The organism is Microbispora sp. NBRC 16548, from assembly GCF_030268985.1.
Classification (GTDB): domain Bacteria; phylum Actinomycetota; class Actinomycetes; order Streptosporangiales; family Streptosporangiaceae; genus Microbispora; species Microbispora catharanthi.
In genome coordinates, this window is record NZ_BSSF01000016.1 from 102484 (window position 1) to 123961 (window position 21478).

11 protein-coding genes are annotated in these 21478 nt (G+C 71.0%); 6 read left to right on the top strand and 5 right to left on the bottom strand.

What is annotated here, in order from left to right; all coding sequences use genetic code 11:
- Positions 1 to 15: 15 nt before the first annotated feature.
- From QSK36_RS34885 to QSK36_RS34895, 3 genes are all read right to left on the bottom strand, one after another.
- Positions 16 to 852: an SDR family oxidoreductase gene (locus QSK36_RS34885; protein WP_285785342.1), complete on the bottom strand. Its 837-nt coding sequence runs from the start codon at positions 850 to 852 to the stop codon at positions 16 to 18.
- Entirely contained in the window at positions 849 to 1226 is a 378-nt protein-coding gene (locus QSK36_RS34890; protein WP_285785343.1) for a hypothetical protein, read from the bottom strand. Before QSK36_RS34890 ends, QSK36_RS34885 begins: the two co-directional genes overlap by 4 nt.
- A gap of 387 nt (positions 1227 to 1613) precedes the next feature.
- The gene (locus QSK36_RS34895) at positions 1614 to 2741 is read right to left on the bottom strand and encodes a hypothetical protein (protein WP_285785344.1); all 1128 of its coding nucleotides are present in this window, start codon (positions 2739 to 2741) and stop codon (positions 1614 to 1616) included.
- A gap of 217 nt (positions 2742 to 2958) precedes the next feature.
- Between QSK36_RS34895 and QSK36_RS34900 the strand changes: the two genes are divergently transcribed.
- Together QSK36_RS34900 and QSK36_RS34905 are read left to right on the top strand one after the other, a co-directional pair.
- The gene (locus tag QSK36_RS34900; protein WP_285785345.1) at positions 2959 to 3624 is read left to right on the top strand and encodes a response regulator transcription factor; all 666 of its coding nucleotides are present in this window, start codon (positions 2959 to 2961) and stop codon (positions 3622 to 3624) included.
- 20 nt (positions 3625 to 3644) lie between these two features.
- Positions 3645 to 4736 (top strand): sensor histidine kinase, encoded by a 1092-nt coding sequence (locus QSK36_RS34905; RefSeq protein ID WP_285785346.1) that lies wholly within the window; start codon positions 3645 to 3647, stop codon positions 4734 to 4736.
- A gap of 132 nt (positions 4737 to 4868) precedes the next feature.
- Here the strand turns inward: QSK36_RS34905 and QSK36_RS34910 are convergent, their stop codons facing one another.
- Positions 4869 to 5471 carry a dihydrofolate reductase family protein gene (locus QSK36_RS34910; RefSeq protein ID WP_285785347.1) on the bottom strand — a complete coding sequence of 201 codons (603 nt, stop codon included), beginning with the start codon at positions 5469 to 5471 and terminating at the stop codon, positions 4869 to 4871.
- Between the two features lie 42 nt (positions 5472 to 5513).
- On the opposite strand from QSK36_RS34910, the gene QSK36_RS34915 reads away from it, so the two are divergent.
- The 4 genes from QSK36_RS34915 (at position 5514) to QSK36_RS34930 (ending at position 19576) form a co-directional block, all read left to right on the top strand.
- Entirely contained in the window at positions 5514 to 8159 is a 2646-nt protein-coding gene (locus QSK36_RS34915; protein WP_285785348.1) for a helix-turn-helix transcriptional regulator, read from the top strand.
- 474 nt (positions 8160 to 8633) lie between these two features.
- The gene (locus QSK36_RS34920) at positions 8634 to 12356 is read left to right on the top strand and encodes a laminin G domain-containing protein (RefSeq protein ID WP_285785349.1); all 3723 of its coding nucleotides are present in this window, start codon (positions 8634 to 8636) and stop codon (positions 12354 to 12356) included.
- A gap of 97 nt (positions 12357 to 12453) precedes the next feature.
- Positions 12454 to 18801, top strand: coding sequence for an RHS repeat-associated core domain-containing protein (locus QSK36_RS34925; protein ID WP_285785350.1), 6348 nt, complete (start codon positions 12454 to 12456; stop codon positions 18799 to 18801).
- Positions 18802 to 19045: 244 nt separating this feature from the next.
- Entirely contained in the window at positions 19046 to 19576 is a 531-nt protein-coding gene (locus tag QSK36_RS34930; protein ID WP_183533118.1) for a hypothetical protein, read from the top strand.
- A gap of 86 nt (positions 19577 to 19662) precedes the next feature.
- Here the strand turns inward: QSK36_RS34930 and QSK36_RS34935 are convergent, their stop codons facing one another.
- Entirely contained in the window at positions 19663 to 21477 is a 1815-nt protein-coding gene (locus QSK36_RS34935) for a vWA domain-containing protein (RefSeq protein ID WP_285785351.1), read from the bottom strand.
- Between the last annotated feature and the right edge of the window lies 1 nt (position 21478).

The following is a 21478-nucleotide window of genomic DNA, read 5'->3' on the forward strand; positions in this document are numbered from 1 at the left end:
CCCGCTATGAAGGTGCTACCCGATGAAGTCCGTGACGTGGTCGCGGGCCCAGGTGGCGAAGGTGCGGGGAGCGTGGCCGGTGACCTGTTCGACGGTGTCGGTCAGGGGCACGGGGCGGCCGTCGTTGGCCTGCCAGTAGTCGAGCAGAGCGTCCGCGTAAGGACCGGGGATGTAATCGGCCATCTCCTGCCTCCATTCCTCGGGGGTGACGTGGTTGGCGGTGATCGGCCGGCTGGTGATCTCGGCGAGTTGCTCGATCTGTTCGCTGAACGTGAGGCTCTCCGGGCCGGTCAGGTGGAGGCACCGGCCCCGGTGGCGCGGGTCGGTGAGCACGGTGAAGGCCACTTCTGCGAGGTCCCTTTCGTGGACGGGGTCGGTGTGGGAGCCCGGGTAGGGCAGGCTCACCGGGCGCCCGGCCCTGACGGGCCAGGCCCAGGCGGCCGCGTTGCCGGCGAAGGAGCCGGGGCGCAGGATCGTGGTGGTGAGCGGTGCGCCGAGCAGTGCGGTCTCGACGTCGAGGTGGGACGTGGCCAGCGGGTTGCCGGCCGCGCCGGGGTCCAGCACGCTGGCGGAGGACAGCAGGACGACGTGTTCCACCCCGGCCGTGACGGCGGCGTCGACGAACTCGGCGATGTGCGAAGCCTCGGCGTACAGGAAGACCTCGGTGACGCCGGCGAGAGCGGCCGGGAAGGTGGCGGGATCCCGCAGGTTGCAGGTGACGGCCGTGACGCCGTCGGGGACCCGTAGCTGTCCGGGGTTGCTGGAGGCCACGCGTACGGGGCGACCGGCCTCGAGCAGCAGGGTCAGCAGGTGGGTGGCGACCGCGCCGCGGCCTCCGGTGACGAGAATCATGGAAATACTCCGGTGATCGGTACGGATGTGAATGCGAATGCGTTCCGGCGGAAGCGTGGAAGGCTCAGTGGGCAAGCGCTCCCCGGCGCGGAAGCAGCGGGATGCTCACCGCGCATGCCGCGGTGACGGCGGGCGGAGTTCACATCGCCAAGGGCGACCGCGAACACGGCGCCGAAGCAGCAGCCCGTGCCCAGACCGGCCACGAACAGCGGAGCGGCGATCAGCGGCACCGGCTGCTGCACGGCCTCGATCACGACCGTCATGCCGACGATGCCCACGGCGAACAGCAGCACGCCGATCGAGACGACGACGCGCCCGTGGGAGGCGATGCGGCTGCGGACCGTGATCGAGGTGGCGATGATGCCGACGATCATGAGGGAGCCCATCGCGAGCGTGTAGCTCGCGCCGAGCCAGGGAGCCAGCGACCAGGAGGCGCCGAGGTCCCGCACGATGGTGCGGGGCAGCCACGTTGGTCACCGTGGTGCTCAGCAGATCGAGCATGTCGGCGGCGACCACCAGCAGGAAGATCGCCCACGCGCGTGGAGACAGGGTTGAGGACATGGCGAGGCAGACTCTCCACTGAGAGATCCAGACAGCCTTTACTGAGGCTGTCGTGCCGGCCGGATGTCCCGACGCGCTCGCGTACGAGCACTGCACCTTACGATCAAGAAATTACCACGAAACCGCCCGCAACCGGAGAACCCGGCCGATAGGCAGATCCAACCCGAGCCGCCCCTGGGGTGAATCCGTGCTTCTCGCTGTCAGTGACCGCGGTCGGCGGCGCAGCTCCCGGGAGGTGGCGCGGGCAAAGTGATCGGCTGCTGCTGCCGGTACTGTTCCAGGTCGATGAGGTTCCCGTTGATCGCGTCGCGCCTCTGGAGTTCCGCCCAGTACACCGGGTCGAGGAAGATCGCGGGGTTCCACAGCGACTGCGTCAGGTCCGTCAGTTGGCCCAGGTACAGCACAGCGTCGGCCAGCTTTCCCAAGGGAACGCCGCACAGCCGCGGCGCGTCCATGAACTGTCCCGCGTCGGTGGATTCCAGCCAGGTGCCCGAGCACGGGATCACGGTGCGCCGTGGACAGGTCACCAGGCGGGGATGGCTACCGGCCACGATCACGTAGACGTGCTGGCCGGTCTGTTCCTCGATCAGCGGGACTCCGTGGTCGGCGTTCTGTCCTGGCTCCGGCGAGTGCATCACGTGCCCGCTGCCGTAGCAGATCAGTGCCCGGCGTTTCTTGGCGAGCACTTCCCGTTTCACCACTGACGCCATGTGGGCGTCACGTTGGGCGAGAAAGACATCCACTTGGTCCTGTGTGGTGATGTGGGACCAGTCGATCGGCGGATCCCCGAGCAGCACCCGGATCCTTCGCTCCGCAGGCAGCGTCCAGTTGACGGCGCGGACCGTCCGGAAGAACTGTTCACGGATCGGCTGGTCGCCGGTGGCCCCGGGCGACTGCGTGGTGTTCCGCCAGACCTGCCGCAACACTTGGTCGTCGACAGCCGCCCCGGCGACGAACCGGTCGACGATCGGCTGGTACAGCGCGTTGCCGAACTCGACGACGATGTCGTCGACCACCTGCGGCAACCGCGGATCTGCGAGCAGCATCTGCTGCGCGTCACCGTGTTCCTGCTGGCCGTGTGACTCACCGATCGCAACGAGCCGGTGGCGCTCGAAGGCCGCGAACACCGCCTGGTTGAGGTCCCGTGTGGCCGCGTCGGCCCTGCCCCCCGAGCTGGTCGTCAGTTGCCCGCCGGCGCTGCCAGCCGAGCTGGTCGTCAGTTGCCCGCCGGCGCTGCCCGCCGAGCTGGTCGTCAGCAGTCCGCCGGCTGCCGTACTGGCACCGGTGATGGCGAGGAACCTACGCCGCGTCAACCGTGGATCTCTCACGTCTGGTCCTTTCCGAATGGCGATTTCGCTCGCGTGACGGGCACCGTGCTCACGGGTCGTGCCTCTCGTGGACGCCTTTCCGGGATGGTTGTACGGCACGGCCGGTGTCGGCCGGGTGTCAGCGGCTGACACCCGGCCGACACCGGATCCCTGACATCGTGAGCAGTGCGGTCGCGGCCTGCCGAACGCGGCACCACCAACGAGAAGGAGGACGGTCGTGCGAGTTCTGGTCGTCGAAGACTTCGAGGTTCTGGCGAGGGCGATCGGGACCGGATTGCGCCGCGAGGGCATGGCGGTGGACGTCGTTCTCGACGGCGACGACGCTCTGGCCCACCTGGCCGGCACCCGATACGACGTGGTGGTGCTGGACCGCGACCTGCCCGGCACACCCGGCGACGACGTGTGCCGTGACATCGCCGCCGGTGGCGCCGGGTCGCGGGTGCTGATGCTCACCGCCGCAGGCACCGTGCGAGACAGGGTCGAGGGCCTGGGTTTGGGCGCCGACGACTACCTGCCCAAGCCGTTCGACTTCACCGAACTCGTGGCCCGCGTGCGCGCGCTGGGGCGCCGCTCGGCGCCCGCCGTGCCTCCGATCCTCCAGGCAGAAGATCTGACCCTGGACCCGAGCCGGCGGGCGGCCTTTCGTGGCGGACGGCGCTTGGAGCTCACCCCGAAGGAGTTCGCCCTGCTGGAATGCCTGCTCGCTGCCGGTGACCGGGTTGTGTCCTCGGAGGAGTTGCTGGAACGGGTCTGGGACGAGGCCGCAAACCCGTTCACCACGGCCGTCAAGACGACGGTGCGCCGGTTGCGGGCCAAACTCGGCGAACCGCCGGTGATCGAAACCGTCCGTGAGGGCGGCTACCGGATCGGAGTCCCGCGATGAATCCCGCATTGGACCCAACGGTGACCGGCCGTGCCGGCCGCGCCCGGCACCACCTGCGCCGGCCGTCCCTGCGCGCGCAGCTCACGACGCTGTACGCCGGCCTGGTTCTGGCCGTCGTCGTCCCGGTGCTGCTGCTCGCCGGCTTCCTCTTCGGGAGAGACCAGATCCGCGTCCGGGCCGGGGACGCCGTCCCTCCGCCCGACACGGCAACCCAGCAGGTCGATGCCGCGCTCGCGATCACCGCGATCATCGTCGTGGTCCTCACCGTGCTGATCGCGTGGTGGCTGGCCGGGCGCTTCCTCCGCCCGCTGCGCGCCATGACCGTGACCGCCCAGGAGATTTCAGCCACCAACCTCAACCGGCGGCTCGGCCTGCGCGGCCCGGACGACGAGCTGACCAAGCTGGGGCGCACCCTCGACGACCTGTTCGAGCGGCTGGACTCCTCGTTCGCAGCGCAGCGCCACTTCGTGGCCAACGCCTCGCATGAGCTGCGCACCCCGCTGGCCGGTCAGCGCGCCGTACTCCAGGTCGCGCTCGCCGACCCCGACGCGAGCGAGGCCAGCCTGCGAGCCGCGTGCGAGGAAGCACTCGGTCTCGGCGAACGGCAGGCACGTTTGATCGACGCCCTGCTCACGCTGGCGGAAGGACAGAAGGGCATCGAGCACCGGGAAGTGGTCGACCTGGCCGATGTCACCAAGGGGCTGATGCTGTCGCGCCGCGCGGAGGCCGTCCGGCGAACCATCACGGTCCAGGCATCGCTGGACCCAGCACCGATCAGCGGTGACCCCGACCTGATCGCCAGCATGATCGGCAACCTGGTCGACAACGCACTCCACCACAACGTTCCCGGCGGACACGTCACCATCGCCACCGAACTCACGAATGGTCGCGCCCGCCTGTCGGTCGGCAACACCGGCCCGACCATCCGATCGCAGGACCTACGACGGCTTTTCCAACCGTTCCAGCGACTCGGCACCCAGCGAACCCACACCGCCGACGGCCACGGGCTGGGCCTGGTCATCGTGCAGGCCGTCGCCGAAGCACACGGCGCGCAGCTGACGGCCCACCCCCGCCCCGGGGGCGGCTTGGACGTGACAATACTGTTCGGCTGATTCCACCCGGCCGGCGCCTCCTGCCCCTCACGGCCGGGGACGACACGCCGCTGCCCAGGCCCGCGGTTCCCTGGGGCCACCTGCTGACCGGCAGGCCCGGCCGGCGCCACGGGAACCGGGCCGGGCTCGTGTTCAGTCGCTGTCGCGAACCTTGTCGTACAGCAGGCACAGTGCCCCGCTCTCGGCCTGTGCGACGGAGACAGCCCGCCAGCCGGTGGCGGGAAGGCCGTCGGCGAACAGGCGGGGCCCGTCGCCGACCAGCTCGGGCGCGAGCGTGATGCTCAGCCGGTCGAGCTCTCCGGCCCGCAGCAGGGCCTGGATGACGCTGGTACTGGCCAGCACGACGATGTCGCCGCCGTCCTGCTGTCGCAGCTCCTTCACGACCTCGGCGGGGCCGGCGGCGACGATGCGGGAGTTCTGCCACGGGGCCTCGGTGAGCGTGGTGGAGAAGACGACTTTCTCGACGGTGTTCAGCCACTGGGCGAAGGCCCGGTCGCGGGGGTCGGCCGACTCGTCCTCGGCCACCGCGGGCCAGAAGCCACCGAAGCCCTGGTAGTTCTTGCGGCCCAACAGCGCGGTGGTGGCCCCGGTGGTCACCTCGACCATGTGGTCGCGGGCCACGTCGCTGACGGCGTGGGGGACGATCCAGCCCATGTCGTACTCGCCGCCGGGGCCGTGGATCCGGCCGTCGAGGGAGAGGGTGATGTTGCTGATTACGGTGCGGTTCGTTGTCATGAGGCAAGTCTTCTCGGGCCGAGAGTGACTAACATCGGCCAGATGGCTGATATGCCAGATTCGGACATGGCCGACAACGGCGCTCCGCCGCCGGAGCTGACCTCGTTCGTCGGCCGCCGGGCCGAGTTGCACATGATCGGAGCCGCCCTGGGCGAGGCCCGGCTGGTCACCCTGGCCGGTGCGGGAGGCTGCGGCAAGACCCGTCTGGCGGCCCGGCTCGCCAGACGGCCGGCGCGTCTGCCGCGCGACGGCGTGTGGTGGGTGGATCTCGCGCAGGAGACCGACCCGGCGGCGGTGCCGCGCCTCGTCGCGACGGTCCTGCGGGTGCTCCTGGCCGGCGACTCGAACGGGATCGCCGCTCTGTCCAGGCAGCTGCGCGAGCGCGAGCTGCTTCTGGTGCTGGACAACTGCGAGCACCTGCTGGGCGGCGTCGCCGACGTGGTGGCGGGCCTGTTGCGCCACTGCCCGCACGTCACCGTCCTGGCCACCAGCCGGGAACCGCTCAGCCTGCCCGGCGAGCTGGTCTGGCGGGTCCCACCCCTGGACGCGCACGACGGAGTCGCCCTTTTCCTCGACCGGGGCCACGATGTGCCGCGCACCGAGGAGGCCCTGACCGCGGTGCGCCGCATCTGTGCCCGGCTGGACGGCATCCCTCTCGCGCTGGAGCTGGCCGCCGCCTGGACCGGCACGCTGACGCCTCAGGAGATCGACGCCGAGCTGGACGACCGGTTCTCGATCCTGGTCACCGGCAACCAGGGGGCTGCGCCGCGGCACCGCACGCTGGCGGCGTCCATGGCCTGGAGCCACGACCTGCTTCAGGAGCGCGATCAGGTGCTGTTCCGCCGGCTGGGCGTGTTCGAGCCGGGCTTCACCCTCGCCGCCGCCCAGGGCGTGCTGGACGGCCATGGCCGTGTGGAGCTGCTCACGGGCCTGCGCCGGCTGATCGACAAGTCGCTGCTGCTGGCCGAGACCCGCAAGGGCGTCACCCGCTACCGGATGCTGTCCTCGGTCAGGCGGTACGCGTGGGAGCGGCTCGCCGAGGCGGGCGAGCTGGCCGCCGTGCGCGACCGGCACCTGGCCGTCTGCCTGGCCCTGGTCCTGGAGGCCGCCCCGCTGCTGGACAGCGACAAGGACACCTGGCGGGCCAGGATGCGCGAGGAGTACCCCAATCTGCGCACGGCACTCGAATGGGGTCTCGCCGGCGACCGCCCGGACAAGGCTCGCCGCCTGGCGGCCGAGCTGGCCTGGCTGTGGCACCTGGAAGGCCGGCTCGGCGAGGGCCTGGGGCTGCTCCGGCTGGCGGCCGAGCGAGGCGCCGGCGAGCACAGCGCGCTGCAGGCCCGGGTCCTCACCGGCCTCGCGCTCGTCGCCGACACCACGCATCCGGCCGGGCTGGAGTTCGACGCGGCCCACACCGCCCGTGTCATGGCGCTCGACCACGGCGATCTGCGGACCGCCTGCCTGGCGGGGTCGCTCAGCGCCATCGGCATGCTGCTCACCTCTCCGGACGAGGCGCGGGTCAGAGCCGCCGCCGTCCGCGAGGAGGCCGTCGCGGCCGGCGACGCCTTCGTGGCCGACGCCGCGCAGGTCCTCATCGGCCTGGTCCACCACATGAGGGAGGAGCATCGCCAGGCGCTGGCGGAGATGGAGACGCCGGTAAGCGGCCTGCTGCGGCGAGGCGACCGCGGTGTGGCGGCGCTGGCGCTCGGCCTGATGGCCCTCGGCAGCGCCTGTCTGGGCGAGCTGCCCCGGGCCAGAACGTGGGCGGAGCAGGCGGTCGAGGTCGCCACCCCTCTCGCCGACTACCACCGTGCCGGTACGGCGCGCGCCGTCCTCGCCCACGTGTGCCACCTGCAAGGCGACGACAAGGCCGCAGAACTCGCCCTCGACCCCGTCATCCGGCTGGTGGACCAGGCGCCCTCGGCTCCCTTCGTGCCGAGGCTCGCGTTGACGATCGGGCGGCTCTGCCTGAGCAGGCGCGAGCCGGTGCGGGCGGCCGAGTGGTTCAGGAGTGAGACGGCCTGGCGCGGCGGCGAGCAGCCGGACGAGCTGCTGACCCCGGAGACCCGCATCGCCCTGGCGGCGGCGCTGCGACAGGCCGGCGACCCGGAGGGGGCGGCCCGCGCCTGCGCCGCCGGCCTCGATGCCGCCCGGGCCCTGGGAATGCCGCGCCTGATCGCCGAAGCCCTTGAGCAGCAGGCGTTCCTCAACGAGGCGCGCGCCGTCGCTCTGCATCTGGAGGCCCTGCGCCTGCGCGCCGCCAACGGCCTCCGCCTGGCCTGCGTGGACAGCCTCGAGGCTCTGGCAGCGCTGGCCGACGCCACCACCGGCGCCCGGATCATGGGCGCGTGCGATCGGGCCCGGGAGGAGCTCGGCTACCCCAGGCCGCACCGGCCGAGCGTCCCGGCCGCTCCCGAAGGCCGCCGGATGGCGCTGGAGGAGGCCATCGCCTTCACCGGCCGCGCTCACGGCGGACGCCGCCGTCCCGCCACCGGCTGGGCCAGCCTCACCCCCGCGGAGCAGGAGGTCGTACGGCTGGCCGTGGCGGGCCTGTCCAACCCCGAGATCGCCGGCCGGCTGTTCATGAGCCGCAGCACGGTCAAGACGCACCTGGCGCACGTGTACGCGAAGCTCGGCGTGGCCAACCGCACCGAGCTGGCGGCGCTGCACCGCGAACACGACCGCTGAGACACCGGCCGGCTCCGGCCCGGGGGGCAGACGCGGCACCGCGAGCGGCCCACCTCCTGACGGCGCCGCCCGCCCTGTCGCCTGCCCTGTCTCCTGCCCTGTCTCCTGCCCTGGCGCCTGCCCTGGGCGACCCCCCGTGCGCCGCCGCTTCATCGACGCCGTCGATCACCCGCCGTGAGTGCCCGGTCTCCGTGACGCGACATCCACGGCGGAGGTCTGGCATGTCGACGCACTTCCTGTGCACCGCAGTGTCAATTTGTCTGACTTACCGACCTAATATCACTTTATTTGCTCTTTATGTTGACAACATGACTTAAATCCTTGATGGGCGAAAAGATTTCGTTGACAGGGGGTGACAGTAAACGTTTAATGTGTGCGATCTTGCATATTTCGTACGGGAGATAACCCATGTTTAGGTTTCCCGGACTGCGGAGTTGGCGTTCGCTCACTGCCGTGGTCGTGGCGGGTGTACTGGTGGGAACCGGGACACCCCCGGCCGCGATGGCGGCACAGGAAAGTCGGACGGGATCCGACGCGGGCCGGCTCAGCGGTTGGCAGCAGGCGCTGAAGCGCGCTGCCGAGATCCGGGAACCGGTCGAGGTGACCGAGGCCCGGACCGAGTTCACCACCACATACGCAAATCCGGACGGCGAGTCGTTCCGGCTGGAGCAGTCGACCACCCCCGTCCGGGTCAAGGGACCGGACGGGACGTGGGTGTCACCCGACGCGATGCTGCAGCGGCGCGCCGACGGAAGTGTTGGACCGGCCGCCGCGGCCGTGGGCATCTCCTTCTCCGGGGGCGGCGACGGCGGGAACCTCGTCACGATGAACCGGGACGGCCGGACCCTCGCGCTGGGCTGGCCGGGAACCCTGCCCGCGCCGGTGCTTGACGGCCCGAACGCCACCTACCAGAACGTGCTGCCGGACGTGGACCTCAGGATGACCGCGACGACCGAGGGCTTCCGTCAGGTCCTGATCGTCAAGACACCGGAGGCGGCGGACAACCCCGCGCTCGGGCGGATCCAGTACGCCGTCAAGTCGTCCGGGCTCAAGGTGGAGGAGACCGCGGACGGCGGCATGTCCGCGACCGACGGCAACGCCACCGAGGTCTTCACCTCGCCTCCGGCCGCGATGTGGGACTCCACCGGGAACCCCGCCGCCGGGCAGGCCGGGACGGCCGACGCCCCCGCCGCGCCGTCCTCCCCGGCCCCTTCCGCCGCCTCCGCCCCGTCCGCGAAGGCCGGCGCTCCCCAGGGCGCGCCCGCCGCGGACGGCTCACCGGCCCCGAATACGACATCGGACACGACACCACAGGCGACGGAGACGAGCGCCCCTTCGGACGAGGGGCAGGCCGCCGACGGCCCCGCCCCCGGGGCGGGGCACGCCGAGCTGCCGATCGAGGTCGGCAAGGACACGCTCACGCTCGTCCCCGACGCCGGCCTGCTGCGGCAGAAGGACGAGTCGGCCTACCCCGTCTACATCGACCCGACCGTGACCTGGGGAGAGACCGACAGGACGCTGCTGCGCTCGGACGGCTACAAGTCGTACAACTGGGGCAACGGCAGCAACAACCAGGGTGAGGGCGTCGGCCACTGCGGCACCTGGAACGGCTACTACTGCGGGCCCGGCTACACCCAGCGGCTGTACTTCCAGTTCTCCCCCGCGAGCCTCAAGGGCAAGCAGGTGCTGAGCGCGGCGTTCCGCGTCACCGAGCCCTGGGCGTTCCAGTGCGACCCCCGGTGGGTCGACCTCGTCCGTACGAACAACTTCACGTCGTCCACCACCTGGTCGGGCCGCCCCAAGGAGCTCGACTGGATGGTGGACCGGTACGTGTCGGCGGGCCGCGGCTCGGCGTGCGACCCCGACGAGCCGGCCGCGCCGATCGAGTTCAAGGACAACCCCGACGAGCCGAACGAGAACCTGACCCCGACCGTGAAGGACTTCGCGGCCGGCAAGTTCTCCAAGCTCACCCTGGAACTGCGGGCGCACGACGAGGGCGACACCTCCGCCTGGAAGCGGTTCAGGAACGACGCCGTGCTCGTCGTCGACTACGTGGGGCTGCCGGCGCTGCCGACCGGCATCGGCCTGGTCACGGGCTCGGGCACCGTCTGCGAGACCAAGGAGTCGGCGCCCGCGGTCGTCTCCGACCCCACGCCCACCCTGGCGTCCACGCCGCAGACCGCCGCGGGCGGCGAGTCCGGCGCGATGCTGCGGGCGGCGATGGACGTCGACAAGAAGAACGCCGACGGCACCTGGACCGACGCGTTCGCCACCATGGAGCGGCCGACGACCGGGCACGTCGGCGACAACGTGAAGGTCACCGCCTCCACGCCGACGCTGTCGGAAGGCGTGCTCTACCGCTACCGCTCGTGGACGCGCTCCTACTACAGCAACTACACCAAGCAGTTGCCCGGGCCGTCCAACGCCTCGACCACCGGCTGGTGCTTCTTCAAGGTCGACCCGACCGCGCCGAAGGCACCTGTGGTCACGCTCGGCGCGCCGTACACCGCCTGCACCGCCACCAGTTGCGCGCCGGCCGGCGGACCGGGGCAGAGCACCACCGTCACCTTCGGCCCGGCGTCCGGCGACTCCAACAACGTCGCCTACCAGTACCGCGCGTCCACCAGCTCGACCTGGTCGCCCGACGTCGCGGGCGCCACGGCGAAGGCCGTGATCACCCCGCCGGCCTCGGGGACGTACAGCCTGTACGTGCGGGCCAAGGACAACGTCGGCAGGTACGGCGCCACCACCGTCGTCGACTTCCTGGTCGCCGCGGGCGCGGGCCCGACCGGCAGGTGGCACTTCGACGAGGACTCCGGCGCCGCCGTCGACCGGGGCAGCGGACACCACGACGCCACGCTCTCCGGCGGCGCCGTACGGGATACCCGGGGACGCCGCGGCGAGGTCTGGTACGACGACGCGGGCACGGCACTGGACACCCCGAAGGTCGACAAGGGGTTGGGCCTGAACGGCACGTCGGCGTACGCGGCGACGTCGGGGCCGGTGCTGGAGACCCGGTCGGCCTATACCGTCTCCGCCTGGGTGCGGCTGGACAAGGTGAGCGACGACGGCATCGTGCTGTCGCAGGACGGCTCGGGCGGCTACAGCCCCTTCCTGCTCTGGCACGAGAAGGACTACGGCGCCTTCTGCTTCGGCGTGAAGGACAAGGACGAGGCGACCGGCAAGGCCTACTACGGGGTCTGCTCGAAGAACGGCACGTCCAGGGCGAACGTCTGGACCCACCTGGCCGGCACCTACGACCCGGCGACGCAGAAGCTGAGCTTCTACGTCAACGGCGTGCCGCAGGGCACCGCCACCGTCTCCGGCGTGTGGTCGGCCACCGGACCGTTCGAGATCGGCCGCTACAAGTGGGCCAACGTCTTCCAGTTCTACTTCCCCGGCTCGATCGACGAGGTCGCCGCCTGGCAGCGGGTCCTGACCCCGGAGGAGGTCGCGACGGAGGCTCGGTCGGAGTCCCCGGCGTCCGGGCGCAACGACGTGGAGCTGGTGGCCGACTGGGACCCGGCGGGCGCCGCAGGGACGCAGGTGCCCGACTCGCTGTCGGGCTACGGCCGGGCGCTGGCGCTGGCCGGCGGGGCGTCGCTGGACGGGGAGGGCCTGGTGCTCGACGGCGTCGACGACGCCGCCACCACCGCGGGGCCGGTCGTGGACGACACCGGCTCGTTCACGGTGACCGTGAAGGTCGAGCTCGACCGGGACAAGATCCTGGCGAAGCCGATCGGGACCGTCGGCCAGGTGGCCGGGCAGCGCACGGCCGACGGGTCGTCGTGGGGCCTGTGGTTCGAGCTGACCGGCAAGGAGACGCAGCTCGACGACGACGGCAACGAGGTCAGCGTCCCGGTCGGCTTCTGGCGCTTCGGCCGGGTCAACAAGGACGGCACGAAGACCTGGGTGAGCTCCGACGCCTCGGCCAGCCTGGACAGCCCGGTCCGCCTGACCGGCGTGTACGACGCCCTCGCGGCGAACGGGCGAGTGGTGCGGCTCTACGTCGGCCACGAGCAGAACGACCTCGACATGGCCTACACCGCCGTGCCCGGGTCGGGCGACTTCGCGGCCGGCAAGGGCTTCAGCGCGACCTCCTGGGGTCACTTCCTCCCCGCGAGGATCACCGATCTGCGGCTGTGGGCGGGCGCCATGGCCGATTCCGACCAGATGGACGCCGTCATCGGCGACTGACGGCGGTGCGGGGACCGGCTCGCCGGTCCCCGCACCTCCCGCATCTTCCCCCGGTTGATCCGCGGGTTCTCTCTTTTCCTCTCGAGGAGGTTGGGTCATGCGTCGGCCCGGAATTCGTGCTGCCCTGGTGGCCGCGTTGGCGGTGGTGATCTCGTTACCCGTCGGGGTGACGGCGGCCTCGGCCGCGGAGGGACCGCCCGGCGCCCCACCCGTGCAGAAACAACGGTCCAGCAAGGTCAGGGCCATGGACGCGAGCGGGGCGAAGGAGGCCAGGGAACGGGTCGCCGCGTCCAGGGCGCGCAACGACGCCGCCGCCGACCGGGCGGCGAAGGAGCGCGAGGCCGCCCGGTGGCCGAGCGCCGGCGAGGCCGACGTGCCGATCGGCGGCGAGCGGAGCGTCAGCGTGGGCGGGCTCCCGGTGAGCCTGAAAGCCGCCGCCCCGGCCGATACCCCCGGCATCGCCGGTTCGCAGACGGCCCGCGTGCGGGTGCTCGACCGCGCCGCCGCCGAGGCGGCCGGGGTGGACGGGGTGCTGCTGGCCGCGTCGGCGCAGACCCCGGGCACCGCGACGCTGAGCGTCGGCTACGCCGCCTTCGCCTCCGCGTACGGCGGCGGGTGGAGCGGCCGGCTGCGTCTGGTCCGGCTGCCCGCCTGCGCCGCGACCACCCCCGAACGGGAGGAGTGCCGCACGCGGACCCCGCTGGACACCGACAACTCGGCAACGGCGCAGACCCTCTCCGCGCCGGTCACGTTCGACGCCGCCCCGGCCGTGCTGGCCCTGACCGCCGACACCCCCGGTGAGGGAGGCGAGGCGGCGGACGGCAGCGGCAACTACGCCGCCACCCCGCTCGCCGCGTCGTCCACGTGGGAGGCGGGCGGCAACTCCGGCTCCTTCACCTGGTCCTACCCGATCGCCCCGGTGGAGCCGGCGGCGGGACCCGCGCCCGCGCTGGACCTGTCGTACGACTCGGGCAGCGTGGACGGGCGCACCTCCACCACCAACAACCAGGGCACCTCGATCGGCGAGGGCTTCGACACCGCCGCCACCTCCTACATCGACCGCCAGTTCGGCAGCTGCGACGAGGACGGCCACGACAAGCAGTACGACCTGTGCTGGAAGTACGACAACGCCTCGCTCGTCCTCAACGGCAAGTCCACCGAGCTCGTCAAGGACGACACCAGCGGCAAGTGGCGGCTGAAGAACGACGACGCCTCCACCGTCACCCACTCCACGGGCGCCGACAACGGCGACGACGACGGCGAGTACTGGACCGTCGTCACCGGCGAGGGCACGAAGTACGTCTTCGGCCTGAACAAGCTGAGCGGCGCGGGCAGCCAGCGGACCAACTCGGTGTTCACGGTCCCGGTGTACGGCGACGACTCGGGCGAGCCCGGCTACACCAAGGGCGACGCCTTCGCCGACCGATCCGTCACCCAGGCGTGGCGGTGGAACCTCGACTACGCCGAGGACACCCACGGCAACGCCATGACGTACTGGTACACGACGGAGACCAACTACTACCGGAAGAACAAGTCCGACACCGCGACCACCTCCTACGTCCGCGGCGGCTACCTCGACAAGATCCTCTACGGGCAGCGGTCCGACACGCTGTTCACGGTGGACGCGCCCTACAAGGTCGCCTTCTCCTACGCCGAGCGCTGCACGGCCTCCGACTGCGGCAGCCTCACCAAGGACACCGCGGAGAACTGGCCCGACGTCCCCTTCGACGCCATCTGCAAGAAGGACGCCGACAAGGACGACTGCCACGCCGAGAGCCCGGCCTTCTTCAGCCGCAAGCGCCTCGTGAAGATCGAGACGAGTGTCCTGTCCGGCACCGCGTACAAGCCGGTCGACTCGTGGGCGTTCACGCAGAAGTACCTGGACGGCGGCGACATCGGCAGCTCCGCCGACCAGACGCTGTCACTGATGTCGATCGTGCGGACGGGCTCGGCCGGTGACACGCCGCTGACGCTCGACCCCGTCTCGTTCACCTACGCCATGCGGACCAACCGGGTGGCGGGCGGCACCCAGCCGGGAGGCGGCAACATCCTGCCGCTGACCAAGCCGCGCATCGAGACGGTCACCTCGGAGACCGGCGCGATCATCACGGTCAGCTACAACGAGCCGGAATGCGTGCGCGGCTCGAAGATGCCGAAGGCCGAGGACGACAACGCGCTGTCCTGCTATCCGCAGTTCTGGCACATCAACGGCGCCACCGACGCCTCCATCGACTGGTTCAACAAATACCGCGTGCTCGCGCTGAACATCGCCGACCCGGCGGGCCACAACCCGCTGGTCGAGTACGCCTACGAGTACGCCTCGCCCGGCTGGCGCTACAACGACAGCCCGTTCACCCCGGCCGACGAGCGCACCTGGTCGCTGTGGCGCGGCTACCAGAAGGTCACGACGTACGTCGGCGACGCCGACGGCACCCGCACCACGTCGGTCAAGGTGTTCCTGCAGGGCATGAACGGCGACCGGCTGCTCAAGTCGGCCGACCCGAGGACGGTCGATCCCGACAAGCGGCGCACCGCCACCGTGCCGGGCCTCGACGTGGCCGGTCTCGACGTGCCCGACCTCACGGACTCCGAGCAGTACTCCGGCCTCACCCGCGAGGAGGTCACCTACGACGGGACCGCCCCGGTCGACGTGACGGTCAACGACCCCTGGTCGGCGAAGACCGCCACCCAGCACAAGTCGTACGCCGACACCGAGGCCTACTACGTGCGCGTGGGGAAGACGTCGGAGCACACCTACCTGACCGTCCCCAAGACCTGGCGCACCGTCACCACCTCCACGACGTACGACTCGTACGGCATGGCGGTCAAGGAGGACAGCACGGGCGACACCGCCAAGAGCGGCGACGAGACCTGCACCCGCACCTGGTATGCCCGCGACGACGCCAAGGGTCTGAACTCGCTGGTCTCCCGCACCCGCGTGGTCGGCCGCGCCTGCTCGGTGAAGGAGGCCGACCTGTCGCTGCCCGCGGGCTCCGACACCTCGGGCGACGTGCTGTCCGACACGGCCACCGTGTACGACAACACCGCCGCGACCGGGTGGTCGGCGAGCCAGAAGCCGGTGAAGGGCGAGGCCACCTGGACGGGACGGGCCACCGGCTACCCGTCGGCCGTCACCGGTGACGAGCGCCCGCCGACCGGCTGGCAGCGCACCGAGTCGACCACCTACGACACGCTTGGCAGGCCGCTGACCGTGACCGACGCGGGCGGCAACCCCACCACCACGGCGTACACGCCGACCGGCGCCGGAGTCCTCACCAAGAAGGTGGAGACCAACGCCAAGCAGCAGAAGGCGACGACGTTCCTCGACGGGACGCGCGGCCTTCCGGTGCGCACCTACGACCCGAACAACGGCAAGACCGAGCAGACCTACGACGCTCTCGGCCGGCTGACCGGCGTGTGGCTGCCCGACCGCAGCAAGGACGGCGGGCAGACCCCCACCTACGCCTACTCCTACGTGTACGAGCGGGGCAAGGCGCCCGCGATCGGCACCTCGACCGTCAAGTCGTCCACCACCGCCAGCTGGTCGTACGAGATCTTCGACTCGCTGCTGCGGCCGATGCAGACGCAGAAGCCGACCCCGAACGGCGGCCGGCTCCTGACCGACACCCGCTACGACTCGCGCGGCCTCGCCTACGAGACCTACGCCGACATCTTCGACTCCAAGCAGACGCCGAACGCCACCTACACCCGGGAGGAGTACGGCGAGGCGCCGAAGCAGACGAACATCGTCTTCGACGGCGCCGGCCGGCAGATCCGCAGCACGTTCCTGTCGTACGGCGTGGAGAAGTGGACGACCACCACGGCCTACACCGGTGACTCCACCGCCGTCAGCGCGCCGACCGGCGGCACGGCGACCCGGACCATCACCGACGCGCTCGACCGCACGGTCGAACGGCGCGAGTACAACTCGCCCTCCCCCGCCGACACCCAGTACGGCGCGCTGACCTCCAGCGGGTACACCTCCACGTCCTTCACCTACCGCGCCGACGACAAGGAACTGACCGTCACCGCTCCCGACGGCGCGAAGTGGTCCTACACCTACGACCTGTTCGCCAGGCAGAACGGCATCAGCGACCCCGACAAGGGCGCGAGCACCGTCCGCTACACCGCGCTCGACAAGACCGACACGGTCACCGGCGCGAACGGCACGGTCCTGCTGTACGGCTACGACGAGCTCGGCCGCAAGACCGGGCTGTGGTCGGGGTCGCGCACCGACGCGAACAAGCTGGCCGCCTGGACCTACGACACCGTGGCCAAGGGCCAGCTCGCCTCGTCCACCAGTTACGACGGCGGCGTCTCCGGCAAGGCGTACACGAAGAAGGTCCTCGCGTACGACGGTCAGTATCGCGCCACCGGCACCGAGATCGACATCGACCCGAACGACCCGATGGTCCTCTCCGGGGCGGCGAAGACCAGCTACACCTTCGGCAGCGACTACAACCTCGACGGCACGCTGAAGAACTCCACCGAGCCCGCGGTCGGCGGTCTGGCCGAGGAGAAGATCAGCCTGACCTACACGCCGACCGGGCAGGTGACCGGGTTGACCGGCACCACCGACTACCTCCAGAAGGCCGACTACAACGCGCTCGGCCAGCCCCTGCAGTTCACCCTCGGCCTGTCGGGGGCCACGGAGGCCAAGAAGACCTTCCTCAACAACACCTACGAGGAGGGGACCGACCGGCTGAAGCGGGCCTTCGTCACCACCCAGTCCACGCCGGTCAAGCCGCAGGACCTGGCCTACCACTACGACGACGCGGGCAACGTCACCGAGATCGCCGACACCCCCACCCAGGACGGCGCGGGACAGAATGACATCCAGTGCTTCGCCTACGACGGGCAGCGGCGGCTGACCGAGGCGTGGACGCCGGCGACCGACGACTGCACGAACAAGACCCTGGGCGGCGCGGCGCCGTACCGGACCGTCTACACCTACAACGCCTCCGGGCTGCGGGCGACGGAGACCCGCTACAGCGGCTCCACCGCCACCACCTCGACGTACTGCTACGGCGACACCGCCAAGCGGCACGCCCTGACCGCGGTCGTGACGGGCTCCTGCACCGGCGCGACCGCCACCTACTCCTACGACAAGTCCGGCAACACGACCGGGCGAGACGGCCAGGTGCTGACCTGGGACGCGCAGGGCCGCATCGCGACCCTGACCCAGGGCACGCAGAAGACGGCCCACGTGTACGACGCCGACGGGGGACTGTTGATCCGCCGCGCGGTGGGCGACGGGGAGAGCGTGCTCTACCTCGGCGCCTCCGAGATCCACTCGAAGAAGACCGGCAGCACCGTCACGACCTGGGCCAGCCGCTTCTACTCCGCGGACACGCAGGTGATCGCGGTGCGCACCACCCAGGGCGGGAAGAACGCGGTCTCCTTCCTCGCCGGCGACCAGCACGGCACCTCCTCGCTGTCGGTCGACGCGGCCGGTCAGGCGATCAGCAAGCGCTTCACGACCCCGTTCGGCGCGCCGCGCGGGGACACGGTCGGCGGCGCCTGGCCCGACGACAAGGGGTTCCTCGGCAAGCCCGCCGACGCCGCCACCGGGCTCACCTACGTCGGGGCCCGCATGTACGACCCGGCCGTCGGCAGGTTCCTGAGCGTGGACCCGGTGCTGTCCACCGACCAGGCCCAGTCGCTCAACGGGTACTCCTACGGCAACAACAACCCCGTCACGTTCAGCGACCCGACGGGCGAGGAGATCGGCTCGCGGCCCAACTCCTGCCAGTACGACATCAAGTACTGCTCGAAGGAGGAGCGGGGGAAGGTCGGGTACGACCCCAAGACCGGCAAGGTCGACCCGAACAAGCACAAGAAGAAGCCCAAGAAGAGCCACCCGACGCCGAGCCCGTCTCCGGGCCCGCCGCCGGTACCGCCGCCCGGCGGATGCTTCTGCCACTCGAACGGGATCAACCTGTTCAGGGCACTGCTCATCCACCCGTTCCACTGGGGCAACAACGCGAACGGCGCCAACGAACTGGCCCTGAGCTACCACACGCTCTTCAGCGACGGATCCTGTGAGCGCCGCGCCCTGCAGTACGTCTGCTACAACGGCTCACCCGGAGGCGACCAGCCGATGACGGTCGGGGACGTCCACTTCTACCCGTACTCGAAGAAGGACTTCGAGAACCGGCTGCGGGATGAGAAGCAGCGCCGGGACGACATCGCGCGGGTCGCCGGGCGGGAGACGGCCGACAAGTACGGGCCCAACCTGGAAAAGCACGAGGCGGTCCACTCGGAGCAGTGGGCGAGCTACAGCACCGCCACCGCCTACATCGCGGCGTACGGCTACGAGTCCTTCAAATCCCAGCGGGAGACCGGAAGTCCCGCGGCGACCAATTCCTTCGAGGTGGGGGCCAACCTGTGGTGGGGCAGCTACGCGAACTGGCGGCCGCTCGAGTACCGCCTGCCGGGGACCTAGGGAGTGTCTGACAAAGGCTGCCCGTCGCGAGCGTGGATCCAGGTGGATGCATCGCAAGGCGGAGGAGGAGCCGATAACAGCGTTATCGGCGACGACGACCCCGGGCCCCGCGGAAATTCTGAGCCTGCGAGGAATTTTCGTGGGTGGGGCAACGCAGCGAGGCGCCGCCTGGGCCACGCGCAGCAGGGCCATGATTTGTCAGACACGACCTAGGCTCGGAGACCGGCGAAGGGAGAGGGAGACGATGACGCGTGGAAGAAGGCCGGGGCGCGGGCGCACCGCCGTCGTGCTGGCCGCTCTGGCCTTCTTCGGCGCGGCGTGCGACACCACCGCACCCGCGCCCAAGGGCGTCCTCGCCGTCGAGCGTGCCGAGGACGGCGGGGTCAGGCTGCTGCTCGGCGGCTGCCCCGGCTACGTCGCCGCCGACTTCTCGGTGCTTGAGGACACCGACGACGACGGCGAGCTCGTCACCTGGAGCGTGCACAACGGCGGCTGGACCGGGTCGGTGAACGAGATCCGGCTCTTCCAGCCGCCGCCCGAAGGCTGGCGGTCCACCGGCGACAGCCTCACCGCACTGCGGGAGGGCGTCCCCTACGTCGCCACCGTCAACGGCACCGCCGGCGACCTGAGCCTGCGGAGCAGGGTGCCGTTCACCACGGCCGACCTGGCGGGTCTCGGCCGCGGGCAGGTGCTGGCGTGGGCGGGAGGCGAGGAGACCGTGAAGACGGACCGGGACGTCTTCCTGCGCGCCGACCCGGACCGTTGCCGCCCGTGACCGGCGGCACGTCCCGCCGCCGCACCGTGTGACAGGTGCGGCGGCGGGACTGCCGCAGGCCGCGAGCGGCCGCGGAGAAAATCCCGTCAGCTCATGCGGAAGACCGGGCCGCGCGGGGCGAACGGCAGGAAGGCGCCTTCGGGGATCAGGAACGCGTGTTCGCGGCGGATCCGCACCACGTCGCACTCCCCGTCGGTGATCACCAGGATCGGGCCGTCCCGGGGGAAGTCCTCGGCCCGTTCGAGCAGGTCCACGCCCGGCTGGAGGATCGTCCCGCCGCGTCCCCGCACGCGGACCCTGCGCGCGACGTCCTCCACCGGCAGGTATCCCGCGTCGTAGGCGACGGCGTCACAGAACACGACCCGGGCGCGCGGCACGTCGCGCGCGGTCGCGTACGACGCGATGGCGCCGAGCGCCTTGCCCAGGTGCCGGGTGTTCATGGATCCCGACGTGTCGAGCACGACACCGAACGTGGCCCGGCGCACCGCCTCCTCCGGCCGCACCCAGCCGGGACGGGGAATGTCCGGCGTCGCGGACTGGCGACGGGAGGCCCGGGCGTAGGACCTGCGCCGTTCGACGGCAGGGACGTGCTCCTCGAACCAGCGCGCGAGCGCGGCGTCCCAGGGCAGCGGCGGGTGATCCAGGGCCCGGATCTCCTGCTCCAGGCCGGCCGGGAGGGTGCCCCTGCCTCCGCTGTGGTGGTAGGCGAGGCCGGTGACGAGGGCGTTGCGGTAGTAGTCGTCCAGGTCCACATAACGTCCCGGGGTGCCGGGACGCGGCAGCGGCTGCCCGAGCATGTCGCCCAGGCCGCGCCCGCGCAGCGTCGCGAGCTTGCGCAGGCGGCGCAGGTCGCGCGCGATCCGGTCGTAGACCGCCTCGCAGGACAGCCCGCGCAGCTCCGGATCGTGGAGGAGTCCTTCGGGCATCTCCCCCACGCCCATCTCGACCAGCCAGCCGTTGACCACGTAGTCGCAGGCGACGTTCCACAGGTACGGCTCCCGCCAGCCCACCCGCTCACCGTGCCGCAGTGCGGCGTGGAGCATCTCGTGGGCCAGCACGAACCGCCACTCCTCGACGGTCATCGAGACCAGCGGGTTGACGTAGATCTCGGCCGCTTCGGCGTTGACCGCGGCCACCGAGATGTCCCAGCCCCGGGCGAGGTCCGCGTCCGCCACGATCGTCATCCCCGCCGCCAGCGCCCCCAGCAGCGGGTAGGACGACACGAACCAGCCGAGTGCGTGGTCCCACGGCTTCTTCACCCTGCTCTGGACGGAGTCGCGCGCGCCCCCGGCCACCTCGATCGCCGTCGCCGCCGCGGCGGCGACCCCGATCGCGAGCCCCTTCTCGTAGTCGCGGGCCGTGGCCGTCTCGACCGTGCCGGCGAAGAAGTCCGGGAAGGCCGGCACGTCGAACTCGGCGGGCACCCCGGACGTGCGCCACAGACCGGCCAGCGTCCGCTCGTCCTCCGGCGGGAAGACCGGCGGCCGCGGCTCCGGCGCCCTGCCGATCTTGAGGGTGGCGAGGAACCGGTCCACGCTCAGGCAGCAGGCGGCCAGGTAGGGGTGACGGGGAGCGCGCCGCGGCTGCTCCCACCGAGGGGTCTCCTCCCTGTTCAGGTCCTCGGGCAGGGCGTTGCGCGGGTCCATGTGCCCGAATCCCGCGTGCAGCAGGCAGTGCGCGAACACCCACGCCCACTCGCCCGCCTCGGCGCGCCGTCGGGGGTGGTGGTACACGCTGCCGCCCGGCGTGATGTAGGCCCACCGGTCGTGGGGCAGCTCGTGCTCGTCCGCCGCGTACAGGTAGCCCCCGAGGTGGCGGAACAGCGGGTGGGAGCGCACCTCCTCCCAGCCCTTGAGCACGGCGTCGCGCCAGGGGTCGGCCTTCTGCTTCCTGCGGGCCACG

Bases quoted from the DNA above. Each gene is read 5' to 3' on its own strand.
- QSK36_RS34885 (WP_285785342.1), bottom strand. From the start codon at position 852: ATGATTCTCGTCACCGGAGGCCGCGGCGCGGTCGCCACCCACCTGCTG.
- QSK36_RS34890 (WP_285785343.1), bottom strand. From the start codon at position 1,226: ATGATCGTCGGCATCATCGCCACCTCGATCACGGTCCGCAGCCGCATC.
- QSK36_RS34910 (WP_285785347.1), bottom strand. From the start codon at position 5,471: ATGACAACGAACCGCACCGTAATCAGCAACATCACCCTCTCCCTCGAC.
- QSK36_RS34915 (WP_285785348.1), top strand. From the start codon at position 5,514: ATGGCTGATATGCCAGATTCGGACATGGCCGACAACGGCGCTCCGCCG.
- QSK36_RS34925 (WP_285785350.1), top strand. From the start codon at position 12,454: ATGCGTCGGCCCGGAATTCGTGCTGCCCTGGTGGCCGCGTTGGCGGTG.
- QSK36_RS34930 (WP_183533118.1), top strand. From the start codon at position 19,046: ATGACGCGTGGAAGAAGGCCGGGGCGCGGGCGCACCGCCGTCGTGCTG.